The following is a 15,159-nucleotide window of genomic DNA, read 5'->3' as shown; positions in this document are numbered from 1 at the left end:
TGTAGGCATGCTGAAGTACCTGGTACCTTTTGCCTGAAAAATTTAAGCCAGCTTTGAAAGCCATAGTTTTAAAATTTAAAGGTTAAAATTTGATTAGTGCAGCGCCGGGCTACAATCTCATCAACCAAATATCAGGCCAATTGAAAGTCATAAGACTCATTAACAACCACTAAGGAAAATCTAAAAAGCAGAAAAATAAATATCTATATATACTGAAGATGGTTTTAAACTAATCATACAGGTTAATATGCTTGCTTATTTTTTTTACCAACACCCAACGCTAATATGCAGTTTTGCCAGTATAAGTATACAAGATGATACAGTTTACGCTTAGCCTGGCATTAATGGGAACAAATCGTTCAAAAGCATCGTTATAGCAAGAAGGCCTGTTCATGCGATAGCCTTTTCCGATTTTCAGGAAGGCAATCTTTATAACAAGGCTCAAAGCGTGATGGATTGCTTCGTCGTTCCTCCTTATAATGACAACTTTTTTAAAGGGATGCTGTGAACGGCAATTTGTTTCAGTATCTACCGGCGATTAATAAGATACTGTCCATATAGTAGCTACAAGACAATTAAAATGCTGTAGCTACCTTTAAAACGAGTTCGAGAGCTATAGGATTAGCAAGCGGGACACTAATCCTCTTGTTCTTTTTTATTGATCAGAAAATAAACAGGAACTCCCAGCAAAACAATTATAAGTCCTGGCCAGGTATATTGTTGTTTGTAAATTAAAAGCAGGATGCAAAATGCTGCGCCGATTAAGAGGTAAATAATTGGCGTGACTGGATATAACCAGGTTTTGTAAGGTCTTTCGATTCCAGGTTTTTTTATCCTTAAGTAAATGACACCGAAAACGGTGATCATGTAAAAAAGCACGATAACAAAAGAAATCATATCTAATAGATTGCCGTACTGGCCGCTTAAGCATAAAACTGCCGCCCAAATGCCTTGCATCCATAACGACCTTTCTGGAACACCATTTTTATTGTTTTTAAGTGCTGCCTTAAAAAACATACCGTCTTGTGCCATGGTCTGAAACACCCGCGCTCCCGCCAATACGATCCCGTTAACACAACCGAAAGTAGAAATCATCACCAGCAACGCAATAATTATTGTACCTGCACCACTACCAAAAATCTGCTCTGAAGCGGCAACCGCAACCCGATCATTAAGGGCGAAAGCAATACTATCTCTGTTTAGGGTATTGAGGTAAATAAAATTAACCAGTATGTAAAGAATCATTACCGCAGATGTGCCCAAAACCATTGAACGAACCACATTTTTTTTAGGGTTTTCGATTTCTCCGGAAACAAAAGTTACGTTCTCCCAGGCCACACTCGAAAATACCGAGCCTACCATCGCTGCTGCAATGCCACCCATTATGGTCATTCCTGAAATGGATTCCCATCCCGATTTCAGGAAATTACCGCCTGGATCTGTTTCTAGGTTATTGAAAGCATTCCATCCAAAGCTCATATTTCCAGACCAAAAACTATTTTTCACCAAAAGAAAACCTAAAATAATCAGACCGATCAAAGCAACAATTTTAGAACCTGTAAAGATATTCTGCAGTATCTTACCTCCCTCAACACCTTTTGTATTGATATAAGTTAACAGCAGGATCACACCGATGGCCAAGATCTGTATCCAGGTAATTTTATAACTCCCGGCTTGGAAAATCGGATCAGCATCGTTTAAAGCGGGGATCAGGTAGGCCGTAAATTTACCAAAAGCTACCGCCACTGCGGCAATTGTACCCGTTTGGATTACGGTAAAAAGACCCCAACCATAAAGGAACCCCATCATTTTACCAAAAATCTCTTTCAGGTAAGTGTATTGTCCGCCTGCTTTAGGAAACATAGAAGAAAGCTCTCCATAAGAAATTGCGGCTGCAACTGTCATTATTCCTGTTATGATCCATACCACAATTAACCAATAACCGGAGCCTAAATTTCTCATGATATCAGCACTTACGATAAAGATACCGCTACCAATCATCGAGCCCATTACCAGCATTGTGGCATCAAAAAGGCTTAACTTTCTTTTAGCGGATCCACCTTCTTTTTCCATTTTCATCTTTTAGTTTGGTTTAGTCGGTGGCTAATTTATTTAAAAAAAAGAAATTAGGCGCGCTTCGCCTGTATTATTTTAATTGAACAATTTAATTGAACAAAATTTTATTTACGCTGGCCATGAAAATTCTAATCACTAGAAAAATATTTTATTAACTTGCTATAAATAAGCCAGAAGTATGTAGTTCGAAGTCTGAAGAAATTAACGGATTAGCCATGTGTGGATTTTAGAGCGGGTGTCTATTCTAAATAAAAACAGCTTAAACATTTAACAGATTCAAACAGTTGATCAATAAGTAAACACTAACCAAATATAAAAACCAGTTATTAACTATGAACTTTTTACAAAACAATTTAATTTACTGTATTCCGGCGCTAGGCCTTGTTGGCATTATAGTTATGATGATTAAAAGCGCCTGGGTGAACAGGCAGGATGCGGGTGATCAAAATATGCAGGAACTTGCGGGCCACATAGCCGATGGTGCCATGGCATTTTTAAAAGCTGAATGGAAGGTATTGAGTATTTTTGCTGTTTTTACGGCCGCGCTCCTGGCTTATTCGGGAACAATTACCGAGATTAAAGGTATCCCGATGCATTCGAGCTGGATTATCTCTATCTCTTTTATTATTGGAGCAGTATTTTCTGCCACAGCAGGTTATATCGGTATGAAATCGGCTACCAAAGCCAATGTAAGAACCACACAGGCGGCCCGGACGAGTTTAAAAAATGCCCTGAAAGTCTCATTTACCGGAGGTACAGTAATGGGATTGGGCGTGGCCGGCTTGGCTGTTTTAGGCTTAGGCGGCTTATTCATTGTATTTCTCAAGCATTTTAATGTGGTTTCGGTTAACAGTACCGAAATGAAAACTGCGATAGAGGTTTTAACCGGATTTTCTTTAGGCGCCGAATCCATTGCGCTGTTTGCACGTGTCGGCGGTGGTATCTATACCAAAGCTGCCGATGTTGGTGCCGATTTAGTAGGTAAGGTGGAGGCTGGTATCCCTGAAGATGATGTGCGCAACCCCGCTACCATTGCCGATAACGTGGGCGATAACGTAGGTGATGTTGCCGGTATGGGGGCAGATTTATTCGGCTCATACGTAGCCACCATTTTAGCTACCATGGTTTTGGGCCAGGAAATTAATGTAACCGATAATTTTGGTGGAATGTCTCCTATTCTGTTACCGATGGTGATTTGTGGGCTGGGCATTATATTTTCAATCATTGGAACCTGGTTCGTTACTATTAAGGATGAAAAATCAAATGTTCAGAATGCATTGAACCTGGGTAACTGGTCATCGATTGTCATCACCGCTGTAGCTTCATTCTTTATCGTGAAATGGATGTTGCCTGAAACGCTTAATCTGCGTGGATACGAATTCTCAAGCATCAATGTTTTTTATGCCATTATAGTAGGGTTAGTAGTCGGAACGATTATGAGTGTTGTGACCGAATATTTTACGGCGATGGGCAAAGGGCCTGTAAATTCGATTATCCAGCAATCGTCTACTGGACATGCTACCAATATTATTGCAGGTTTATCTGTTGGAATGAAATCTACTGTAATTCCTATTCTGGTGCTGGCCGGAGGAATTATGGCTTCGTATCATTTTGCAGGTTTATATGGCGTTGCAATTGCTGCAGCCGGAATGATGGCCACTACAGCTATGCAATTGGCTATTGATGCTTTCGGGCCAATTGCGGATAATGCAGGCGGTATAGCAGAAATGAGTCAATTACCTCCTGAGGTACGCGAACGTACTGATAATTTAGATGCTGTAGGTAATACCACCGCAGCAACAGGTAAAGGTTTTGCCATTGCTTCGGCTGCACTTACCTCATTAGCTTTATTCGCTGCCTTTGTTGGTATTGCCGGCATAACTGCGATCGATATTTATAAAGCACCTGTGCTGGCAGGTTTATTTGTTGGGGGAATGATTCCTTTCATTTTTTCTGCTTTGTGTATCCAGGCAGTTGGTAAAGCCGCAATGGATATGGTGCAGGAAGTACGCCGCCAGTTTCGTGAAATACCTGGCATTATGGAATACAAAGCCAAACCTGAATATGAAAAATGTGTGGCCATTTCTACCAAAGCCTCTATCCGCGAGATGATGATGCCAGGGGCTATTGCTTTGATCACCCCGGTGATTGTAGGCTTTACCTTTGGGCCTGAAGTTTTAGGTGGTTTATTGGCGGGTGTTACCGTTACGGGCGTATTAATGGGCATTTTCCAGAGTAATGCCGGTGGTGCCTGGGATAATGCCAAGAAATCTTTCGAACAGGGGGTGATGATTAATGGCGAAATGCACTACAAAAAATCAGAACCGCACAAAGCATCGGTAACAGGAGATACGGTTGGTGATCCTTTTAAAGATACTTCCGGCCCTTCAATGAATATTCTGATTAAATTAATGTCTATTGTTTCATTGGTTATCGCTCCTTACATCGCAGTTAAGGCAATTGAAGGCGAACACAAACAGGAAGTTCGGAAAGAAATCAGGATTGAACAAAAAACCGATGCTTTGGGAAACATAAAAACAGACACTTTGATAAATACAACCGATACATTGAGCCGTTAGTTGTAAAATCATAGATATAAAGACTCATAAAAGGGATTTTAACAGAATCCCTTTTTGTTTTTGGTAATTTTTATTTAGGTTTACTGCTTATTATCATAAAAATCAACAAACATAAAAGACTAAACAACTTATGAATCTAAAAAAGCCTATTGATGTGCTTATAGCAGAATCTGCTGAAAGCGGTGAAGGCACGTTGAAACGGACACTGAGCAGTACAAGCCTTGTCGCGTTGGGCATTGGGGCTATTATTGGCGCAGGTTTATTTTCGTTAACGGGTATTGCTGCTGCCGATCATGCCGGACCTGCTGTAACTTTATCATTTGTATTAGCGGCAGTTGGCTGTGCTTTTGCCGGATTATGTTATGCCGAATTTGCATCAATGATTCCGGTAGCAGGAAGTGCATATACCTATTCTTATGCTACTATGGGCGAATTTATGGCATGGGTTATCGGCTGGGATTTGGTTCTCGAATATGCTTTAGGTGCTGCAACTGTCGGCGTTTCTTGGTCTGGATACTTTAATAAATTATTGCACGAGTTCGGACTCGAAATGCCCCTCTACCTAACTAAATCATTTGCAGAGGTAGATGGAGGAGGAATCAACCTTCCTGCTGTAGTAATTGTTTCCTTACTCTCTTTAATGTTAATCCGCGGTACCAAAGAATCGGCGAGTCTTAATAACATTTTAGTAATTGTGAAAGTAGCAGTGGTGATCATTTTCATTGCACTGGGATGGAAATTCATCAACCCTGCTAACCATACGCCTTATATTCCTGAAAACACAGGTGTTAAAGGAGAGTTTGGTATCTCAGGTATAGCAGCCGGGGCAGCATTGGTGTTCTTCGCATTTATAGGTTTTGACGCCGTTTCTACAGCTGCTCAGGAAGCTAAAAATCCTCAAAAAGGCATGCCAATTGGTATATTGGGATCACTTGTGGTTTGTACCATATTATATGTATTGTTTGCGCACGTAATGACAGGATTAGTACCTTACACCGTTTTTAAAGGTGATGCCTCTCCTGCTGCTACAGCTTTTAAAGTAACCGGTTACAGCTGGTTGCAAATGGGTCTAATCATTGCCATTTTAGCAGGTTATACTTCAGTAATATTAGTGATGTTGATGGGCCAGTCAAGGGTATTCTATACCATGTCTAAAGACGGGTTATTACCAAAATTCTTCAGCACTATCCACTCTAAATTCAGAACACCTTTCAAAACCAATATCTTCTTTATGCTTTTTGTAAGCATCTTTGCTGGTTTTGTTCCGGTTACTGATTTAGGCCACATGGTTTCTATCGGTACCTTGTTTGCATTCTCTTTAGTTTGTATTGGTGTAATGTTGTTGCGCAAAACAGATCCTGATCGTCCACGTCCTTTCAAAACGCCATTAGTGCCTTTCGTGCCAATTATGGGCATCATTGTTTGCGTTTATTTAATGTCATCACTTCCATTAGAAGCGTGGATCAGGTTAGCAATCTGGATGGGATTAGGTATAGCGATTTATTTCTTATATGGTAAAAAGAACTCAGTTCTTAGAAACAGCGGTAATACGGTTAAACCTGTTGATCCTCCGAAACCAGAATTATAAAAAAAACTATCTTTTTTAATTAAAGCCCCGATCAAAAGTCGGGGCTTTTTTGTGTTAAATAATTGTTAATAAAGTTACCTTTGCAAAAAAATTAACAAAATGTACCGCCATCCTGCTAAACTTAAAAGCACTTATTTCTTTATCACTGCTGTTTTATTATTCATTTCCACATTGGTGCATGCCCAACGGACGATTAATGACGTAATGGATTCTACAACAGTAAATCATTTACTCATCATATCAAAGAAATACGGTTCATTATCATTTAGTGGATATTTGCAGCCACAATTTCAGGTTGCGCAATCAAATGGGGCACAGGCAGAATACCAGGGAGGAAATTTTGGTGAATTCACCAATAACCGGTTCAGATTGAGAAGGGGCCGATTACGGGCTGACTACATGATGTTAACAGAAGATGGTAGCCCATCTACCTATTTTGTACTCCAGTTTGATGGTACCGAGCAGGGTGTAGCCATCCGCGATTTCTGGGGCCGTTATTATGAAAACAAATGGAAAATATTAGCGGTAACGCTTGGTCTTTCAGGTCGTCCCTTCGGGAACGAGCTGCAGCTGTCTTCTTCTGTCAGGGAAGCACCGGAGCGTGGACGGATGTCGCAGATTTTAATGAAAACGGAACGTGACCTGGGTGTTACGTTTACGCTAAATCCACGCTGGAAAGATGCAACACTTAAAAATCTGGTGTTTGATTTCGGTATTTATAATGGTCAGGGCTTGGCTGGTCCGGGTGAGTTTGACAATAGCAAAGATTTCATCTTCAGGTTAAGCCATAAAACTTATGCATTTAATCAGTTTACCATTGCAGGTGGCATCAGTACATTGCAAGGCGGTTTAAACCATCGTTTACCTGTTAGCTATAAAATGAACAGGATTAACGATCAATGGAGAATGGAAAAGGATTCTACTGCTTCAACAGTTAATAAAGTAGCACCCAGAAGATATTATGGTGCAGATATCCAGTTGGCCACAAAAACCAAAAGCTGGAAATCAGAACTTAGGGCAGAAGTAATTTCGGGCTTACAAACCGGCACTTCAACTACCTCGGCCACACCAGGTACCTATCCTGTTGATAATAAATCTGTAGCCTTACCTTATTATACCAGAACTTTTAATGGTGCTTACTTTACGTTTGTGCAAACTTTAAATAGTACCGATAACCAGCTCATTCTAAAATACGACTGGTATGACCCAAATGCTAAAGTTAAAGGCATGGACATTTCGGCCGATAAAGGACTATCGCCTGCTGACGTTCGTTTTGACACTTTTGGTTTTGGCTTTTTACATCATTTTAACCCACACTTTAAAGCAGTACTGTATTACGATATCGTCAGAAATGAATCCACTCAGCTTTCGGGTTACACTGCTGATAGAAAAGATAACGTGCTTACCTTGCGTACGCAATTCTATTTCTAATAAATCACCCTACCATTGAGGAATTGATACAAATTCCACTACCTTTGCTTAAAATTGCGCTGCTATGAAATCTGATTTTATGACATTCAACTTAAGCCAGATCCTATCGACAACGATGGTGTTGTTTGCGATTATTGATATCTTAGGTGCGATACCGGTGGTGATCGAACTCCGTAGAAAGGCTGGTCACATCGAATCAGAAAAGGCTTCGCTGGTAGCAACAGGTCTAATGATCCTATTTTTGTTTGTTGGCGAATCGCTCTTAAAAGTAATCGGTTTGGATGTTGAATCTTTTGCTATTGCCGGCTCTTTCGTTATCTTCTTCATCGCCATGGAAATGGTGTTGGGTTTAACCATTTTTAAGGAAGAAGCACCTGAAACAGTTTCCATAGTACCATTGGCTTTTCCTTTGATTGCCGGGGCAGGAACGATGACCACTTTACTTTCGCTAAAAACAGAATACCATACCCAGAATATTTTAGTAGGCATTATACTCAATATGTTGTTTGTTTACTTTGTATTGAAAAATACCAACAGACTGGAAAAACTTTTCGGTAAATCTGGTCTGAATATTTTACGTAAAGCCTTTGGGGTGATTTTACTGGCCATTGCCATTAAATTGTTCAGGAACAATACAGGACTTTAGGACTCTTCACCCTGACCTTTAGCCAAGCGAAAAAAGGTACGAAGTAAATTTATTTCAGGGTCTATTTGGAAGAAAAGATGCTGACCACGAAGTAGCTACAAGGCCACTAAAAATATTTTTTCTACTTGTAAAACAAGTTCAGCAGGACGACCAAGAGAGACAACAACTAAAATGACAATCTTTCTATCAATCTGTAACAATAATTCCGTATATTCATCTAAACATAAAGCTTACACAATGAACAGCTTTGAAGAATATACCCTAATTATCGGAGCAATAGCCGTTTTAATCGAAGCGGTGAAGTACGTCAAAAGGAATTTTGCATCCTGGTTTGAGCACACTTAAATTGTCGTCCTCTCGACTGAAGCACAGCGAAACGGAGAGATCTAACCCGAGATAGATTTAGCTTAGCTGAGCGCTCCTTGGTTCTCGAATGCGTTGCACTCCGCTCGAAAGGACGTAGAGAACGATAAGCATCCCAATCTTACAATTCAAAGCCTTGTTATTCATTTTGCTTAATCAACCTGGCTACAAACATCGTATCGGCGTTATTTTCAAAGCCTTTTATCAATTCCATTTCTTCCAGTTCCAATGGCAGTGTATCAACCATATGCTGTACAACAGCCTCATTTTCGGCTGCAAAAGCTGAACAGGTAATGTAAATTAAAGGTTTTCCTGGTTTAAGGTATTTTACTACGTTTTGGGCAATTCCCTTTTGTATCGATGCGAACTGATCAGTTTTACGTTCTTCGAAAAAAGTGAGCATCTCAGGTGTTCTTCCCCATGTTCCTGAACCTGTACAAGGCGCATCCAAAATAATTCCATCAAATTGGTAATGGTGTAAAACCTGATCATTGTTCTTTAAAAGATCAAGCTCTTTTTTATGGTATTTTTTGATTCCTGCCGAGCGGAAACGTTCATCCAGATTTAAGAGCACGCTCTCCCGTAAATCTGAAACCAAAAGTTCAATTACTGGCTCCAAACTGTGCAGCAATAGAGTTTTTCCGCCTGAAGCTGCACAACAATCCCACCATTTATCCCATTTATTAGGCTTAAAATATAAACCTGTGTGTTGTGATGATAAATCCTGAACCTGATAAGTCCCATCCGTTAAAATGGTTTCAAGCTTGGTTCCATTGGGCAAAGCCAGGGCAGTATCCGAAATTACTTTAACAGTTATATTTTCAGCTTCCAGTTTGGAAATCACTGCTGCTGAATCTTCCGCCTTTATCCTAATAAACAGATCAGGTTGTTTAAAAAACGATGCAAAAAAATTATTTTTATTAATGCCGGTAGAAAGTGCCGTATGAAAAGGATAAATCTCTTCGACATCAAAGCCTGGATATTTAGCTTTAATCAGTGCTAATTTTTCTTCGAGCGGCAAATTTATACTTCCCTTTAAATCGGGCAGGTTCTTTTCTACCAACAGGCTTAACGTATCGTGACATAAAAAATCTGCAATACTTAACCTCTCCTCGGCAGGTAATGACGGTAAAGCCTTACCCAGTCTAAAAAAGCTGTAGATATATCTTGTTGCCCATCTCCTGTCTGACGAGCCCATCTGCTTGTGCTGTTTAAAATAAACAGGCAGAAAACGATGTAAAGGTAAATTTCCATCGTAACTGCTCAAAATTTGTTCAAAGGCCCTTAACTGGTGATCTGCTCTCATGCGATAATTAAAAAGAAAAATTATTGATTACTCAACCGGGCTTAGTGCAAAGTTTTTATACTTCAATAACATTAAACTGGTATTGATGTAGCCTGATTTTTCATCACGAATAAATGAAAAGTTATTATGCAAGCCTTTATATTTATCTTTCACGATATAATCCCGATAATCTTCACCATGGGTTGCCAGTAACCTGCCAAAATAATAACCAACATCGAAACCTTTAAAAGCATACTCCCCAGGCTCAAAGCCATATTTATAGCGATACTTTTTGATAAAAGTGATCACATTGCCGTTTTTATAGTCGATTTTATAAGATGAGCTGATAATGGTGTTCAGATCCTGCAATTTATCAGCCGGATAATTCTGTTTTACCCAGTTAGGGTGACCAAAAAGCGAGATATTATATCCTCCGGTCCGGAGATGTTTTAGTTTGTATAGTTTTTCTACAGTTGGTAATACAAAAGCGCGGTCGGAAGAAGTCAGCACTACGGCATATTGTTTACCTTTGATCATCCTCGTTTCAAAAGCATAGGCTGATGCATATTCCTGTATAACAAATTTGCTATTGGCTTGAAGATAACTTCTTATCGGTGCTGCGAAAGCCTCGTCTTCTGTTTTTTTTGTGTTGATAAACACCACTATCGTATTAGCAGGATTATAATTTTTAGCAATAAAAGTGGCTATCTTTTTTCCATGTAATCCAATATTGTTTACAATGGATACCAAATTGGGATTATTGAATTCAGTAGGTTCTGATGCCGCTAATGGAGATACAATAATTGCATTATTTTCTTTGGAATAAGCAGAGATAAATTTTAATCCTTCCGGAAAAACAGGGCCAATAATTAAGTTGCTTTGTTTAAAGCGTTCATTCTTATATAAAAGTGATATATGCGCATTATCATCTTCTGTATCAAAGACATTTAGTTTAAAGCTTAAACCCTGTGCTGCGACAGAATCCAATCCCAGTTTAAAGCCCTGATAGAAATCGATAGGCATCGCATATTTTTCGATCTCAGCCTTTGTAGCAGTTTTTAAATTAAGCTGGTCGAGCTTAAATGGAACCAGCAGAGAAACGCTTGCCTGCGAAAACTTTTTGATAGGTTTTTTATCTGTAGGTTTTTCTTTTTCGACCGGTTTACTGGTTTCAGGCTTAGGTGTCCTGATTTTAGGCGAACAAGCACCTAGAACAATCGTAAACAAAACCAGCAACCCATAAACTTTCTTCAAATTCATACCTATCTTTTTTAACAAAATATGCTAGCAAAGTTTATTCCACCTTGCTAGCATAAGCCTATTATTTGTATTGTTTGGAATAAAAACTCCAAACTAAAAACTAACAACTCCAAACTGGACTATTCCCATTCAATGGTTGCCGGTGGTTTAGAGCTGATATCGTACACTACCCTATTGATTCCCTTAACTTTATTAATAATTTCGTTTGATATTTTAGCCAATACCGGGTAAGGCAGATGACACCAATCTGCAGTCATGCCATCAAGCGATTCTACAGCCCGTAAAGCAATTACATTTTCGTAGGTACGCTCGTCGCCCATTACCCCTACTGATCTTACAGGTAGAAATATAGCTCCTGCCTGCCACACTTTATCGTACAAACCCGCTTCTTTCAGATTATCAATATAAATTTTATCAGCATCCTGTAAAATGGCCACTTTCTCAGGAGTAACCTCTCCAATGATGCGAATGCCCAGGCCAGGACCTGGAAACGGGTGGCGACCTAAAATAAATGATTCTAAACCTAATGCCGTGCCTACTCTTCTCACTTCATCTTTAAACAGCGTTTTAAGTGGCTCTACCACTTTAAGCTTCATAAAATCTGGCAAACCACCAACATTATGGTGTGATTTAATGGTAGCTGATGGACCCTTTACCGATACTGATTCGATAATATCCGGATAGATAGTTCCCTGAGCAAGCCATTTTACATCCTGGATCAGATGAGATTCTTCATCGAAAACTTCGATAAATACACGGCCAATGATTTTACGCTTAGTTTCAGGATCTTCTACGCCGGCCAACTGACCTAAAAATTTGTCTTTCGCATCAACGCCTTTAATATTTAAGCCAAAATCTTTATACTGTTCTAAAACACTTTCATATTCGTTTTTGCGCAATAAGCCGTTATCAACAAAGATACAGTGAAGGTTTGTACCAATAGCTTTGTGCAAAAGTACCGCAGCAACACTGCTATCCACACCTCCTGAAAGTGCCAGAACAACTTTATCATCACCTACAGTGGCTTTAATATCGGCTATGGTGGTTTCAACAAAAGCAGCCGAAGTCCAATCCTGGCTACATCCACAGATATCAACAAGGAAGTTTTCTAAAAGAATTTTCCCATCAATACTGTGCGTTACTTCAGGGTGAAACTGGATGGCATAAGTATCGGAATCTTTAATGTGATAAGCTGCCACCCTTACACTATCGGTACTCGCAATCAGCTCAAAGTTTTCAGGAATATCGGTAATGGTATCACCATGGCTCATCCAAACCTGCGAACCAATATTGATCCCTTTAAATAATTTGTTTTCCTGATTTACAAAATTCAGGTTAGCCCGGCCATATTCGCGCGTTGATGAAGGCTGAACGCTACCTCCTGAATGTTGGGCAATATATTGTGCGCCGTAACAAACAGCCAGTAAAGGATATTTTAAATGATATTTTGATAAATCAATCTGAGGTGCATCTTCCTGGCGAACAGAGTAAGGGCTACCTGAAAAGATAACGCCTTTTACATCAGGTGTAACCTCAGGAAGATTATTGTATGGATATATTTCACAGTAAATATTTAGTTCGCGAACCCTGCGGGCGATGAGTTGTGTAAACTGCGAACCAAAATCGACGATAATGATTTTCTCTTGCATCCGCAAAAGTACCAATTAGATATGAGATTTGATACGGAAGATTAGAGATTTTTAGTGGAAAAATACGAAGTCGGCAGTCCGGAGTCCGAAGATAATTTGCAATTACTAATGAACAATAATCACCAGATAACCTTCAGTCCCTCCTACCGGTATTTACTTATGTTTTCGTCTTTACTGATTAAGGTTATATTTTTTTGAATAGCTTGCCATATCAGCATTTTATCGATAATGGCCAGCAATAAGCATCCACAATTAATTAATAAACGATAACCCTAACCCTCCATTAAAATCACCTCCACTCCAAATTTTCTCAAAAAGTCAACACCTTCATCGCTCTGTAGGCCCTTATAAGCAGCGTAAGATTTTGAATAATAAACCAGTTTAATTCCTGAAGATAAAATAAGACGCGCGCAGGCAATACAGGGCGACAGGGTAGTGTACAGTGTGCATCCTTCTATTTTCGATCCATTTTTTGAAGCATATAAAATCGCATTTTCTTCAGCATGCAAGGCCAGAGAGCAACTTCCTTTGCTATCTCGTGCGCATCCATGCTCCGGCCATTCCTCATCGCAATTATGTGTACCGGCCGGCGGGCCATTGTAACCGATCGAAATAATGCGGGTATCTTTGGTTAAAACGGCACCAACATGCGCACGCACACAATGTGAGCGGGCAGCCAAATCGGTTGCCAGGTTCATAAATATAGAGTCGAAACTTGGTTTATCTGTCATGTGCTAAAATAAAAAAGCCACAAAGAACTTAATCTTTGTGGCTGCTAAAATACTGGAATAAAAATTAATGTCCGCCAGAAATTTTCTGATCGAAATTAATTCCCTGCGATCTTAATATGGAAGCTACCCTCCAGGCGTAAAATGCCAGGTAAGCGAAGCAAATAATACCCACAATATAACTGTATTGAATGCCGGTGAATTCAGATACCAAACCTTGCAACCAGCTGATGATCCCACCGCCCATAATCATCATAATTAGAAAACTACTTCCCTGACTGGTATGTTTACCTAAACCGCTAACGGCTAAAGTAAAGATACATGGCCATAAAGTGCTGCAGAACAAACCAACACTGGTAATGGCATATACACTCGTCATGCCGGTAGTAAACATACCAATTAATAAAGCGGTAATGCCAATAGCAGAAAAAATCAATAACATTCTGGCCGGATTACCTTTGCTGGCCATATCGGCTAAAATTAGCACCAAAATAATTGCTGCATAAATATAAAAAGGTGCCAGATCGTGTTTTGCAATTGCATTTACAACCAGGAAAATACCAAAGGCCAAATAAGGCGCAATAAAGCGCAATACTTTTTGTGTGCTTACATTATCGGTAAAAGCTTCAACAGCACCTGTCCAACGGCCGATCATCATACTTGCCCAGTATAATGAGATATAGGGTGCAATATCTTTGATTTCAAAGCCTAAGTCTTTTTCCATGTAAGCCGGCAGGTTACTCGCCGTTGAAACCTCAACACCCACATAAACGAAAATAGCGATCATACCCAAAACCAGTTGTGGGTAATTCAAGGCTGATCCCTTAATCGATTTAGTGTCATCTGCCGAAGCTTCCACCAAAGCAGGTCGATCAGGCAACGACGACATTTTTAAGAAAATGGCAACGGCTATAAAAGCCACCCCTAAAATTAAATAAGGAATTTTAACGCTTTCTACACTAATGTTGGTATTGGCATTCGCCGCCGAACCGAAAATGGCAAAACTTACAATAAGCGGCCCGATGGTTGTACCGAAGTTATTGATACCACCCGCAAGTGTTAAACGTTGTGAACCTGTTTTAATCGGTCCTAAAGCAATGGCCAACGGATTGGCAACAGTTTGCTGTAAAGAGAAACCCAAGGCTACGATGAACAAACCGGAAAGCATTAATGGGAAAGAATGCAAATTGGCTGCCGGATAAAAAAGTAAGGTTCCTGCTGCCGAGATAACTAAACCAAGAGCTAATGAATTTTTATAACCAAGCTTATTTACAATATCTTTTCCCATAATAACTGAAATGAGGTTATAAATTAACGCTCCCACCGTATATGCGATGTAAAATGCCAGTGAAACCAATTGACTTTCGGCCTGCGATAAATCAAATGCCTTTTTAAATACCGGGATGAGAATGTCATTACTGGCGGCTACAAAGCCCCAAAAGAAGAATACAGTGACCAGTGGAATAAACTGCGCCCACTTGGTTTGCGTTTGTTCTGAATTCATATTATAAATCTAGTTTTAGTGGGGCTAAACATAAATAAAAAAAACTAATA

At 39.7% G+C, this 15,159-nt stretch carries 10 protein-coding genes; 4 read left to right on the top strand and 6 right to left on the bottom strand.

Features of this window, described 5'->3' with window-relative positions; genetic code table 11:
• Positions 1-636 precede the first annotated feature (636 nt).
• On the bottom strand, positions 637-2,073 hold the full coding sequence (locus DV942_RS19495; RefSeq protein WP_145861876.1) for an APC family permease: 1,437 nt from the start codon (positions 2,071-2,073) through the stop codon (positions 637-639).
• 335 nt (positions 2,074-2,408) lie between these two features.
• Here DV942_RS19495 and DV942_RS19490 point away from each other — a divergent pair, with 335 nt between their 5' ends.
• The 4 genes from DV942_RS19490 to DV942_RS19475 all read left to right on the top strand — a co-directional run bounded on the left by DV942_RS19490 (position 2,409) and on the right by DV942_RS19475 (position 8,320).
• Positions 2,409-4,655, top strand: a complete 2,247-nt coding sequence (locus DV942_RS19490) for a sodium-translocating pyrophosphatase (RefSeq protein WP_145860319.1) — start codon at positions 2,409-2,411, stop codon at positions 4,653-4,655.
• 130 nt (positions 4,656-4,785) lie between these two features.
• Positions 4,786-6,243 carry an amino acid permease gene (locus tag DV942_RS19485; RefSeq protein WP_090986039.1) on the top strand — a complete coding sequence of 486 codons (1,458 nt, stop codon included), beginning with the start codon at positions 4,786-4,788 and terminating at the stop codon, positions 6,241-6,243.
• A 99-nt stretch (positions 6,244-6,342) separates the two neighbouring features.
• The gene (locus DV942_RS19480; protein ID WP_186462351.1) at positions 6,343-7,674 is read left to right on the top strand and encodes a porin; all 1,332 of its coding nucleotides are present in this window, start codon (positions 6,343-6,345) and stop codon (positions 7,672-7,674) included.
• A gap of 79 nt (positions 7,675-7,753) precedes the next feature.
• Positions 7,754-8,320 (top strand): MarC family protein, encoded by a 567-nt coding sequence (locus DV942_RS19475; protein ID WP_029274105.1) that lies wholly within the window; start codon positions 7,754-7,756, stop codon positions 8,318-8,320.
• Positions 8,321-8,822: 502 nt separating this feature from the next.
• Here the strand turns inward: DV942_RS19475 and DV942_RS19470 are convergent.
• The 5 genes from DV942_RS19470 to DV942_RS19445 form a co-directional block, all read right to left on the bottom strand.
• Entirely contained in the window at positions 8,823-9,989 is a 1,167-nt protein-coding gene (locus DV942_RS19470; RefSeq protein WP_145860317.1) for an RsmB/NOP family class I SAM-dependent RNA methyltransferase, read from the bottom strand.
• 27 nt (positions 9,990-10,016) lie between these two features.
• A complete protein-coding gene (locus DV942_RS19465; RefSeq protein WP_145860316.1) occupies positions 10,017-11,228 on the bottom strand; it encodes a type 1 periplasmic-binding domain-containing protein in 1,212 nt (403 codons plus the stop codon).
• Positions 11,229-11,347: 119 nt separating this feature from the next.
• Positions 11,348-12,877 (bottom strand): glutamine-hydrolyzing GMP synthase, encoded by a 1,530-nt coding sequence (guaA, locus tag DV942_RS19460; RefSeq protein ID WP_145860314.1) that lies wholly within the window; start codon positions 12,875-12,877, stop codon positions 11,348-11,350.
• A 272-nt stretch (positions 12,878-13,149) separates the two neighbouring features.
• The gene (locus DV942_RS19450) at positions 13,150-13,608 is read right to left on the bottom strand and encodes a deoxycytidylate deaminase (protein ID WP_145860312.1); all 459 of its coding nucleotides are present in this window, start codon (positions 13,606-13,608) and stop codon (positions 13,150-13,152) included.
• A gap of 64 nt (positions 13,609-13,672) precedes the next feature.
• Entirely contained in the window at positions 13,673-15,109 is a 1,437-nt protein-coding gene (locus tag DV942_RS19445) for an MFS transporter (protein ID WP_090986049.1), read from the bottom strand.
• Between the last annotated feature and the right edge of the window lie 50 nt (positions 15,110-15,159).

The sequence above is a fragment of the Pedobacter suwonensis genome (genome assembly GCF_007833675.1).
Classification (GTDB): Bacteria; Bacteroidota; Bacteroidia; order Sphingobacteriales; family Sphingobacteriaceae; genus Pedobacter; species Pedobacter suwonensis.
This window is presented reverse-complemented; position numbering and strand designations above follow the sequence as displayed.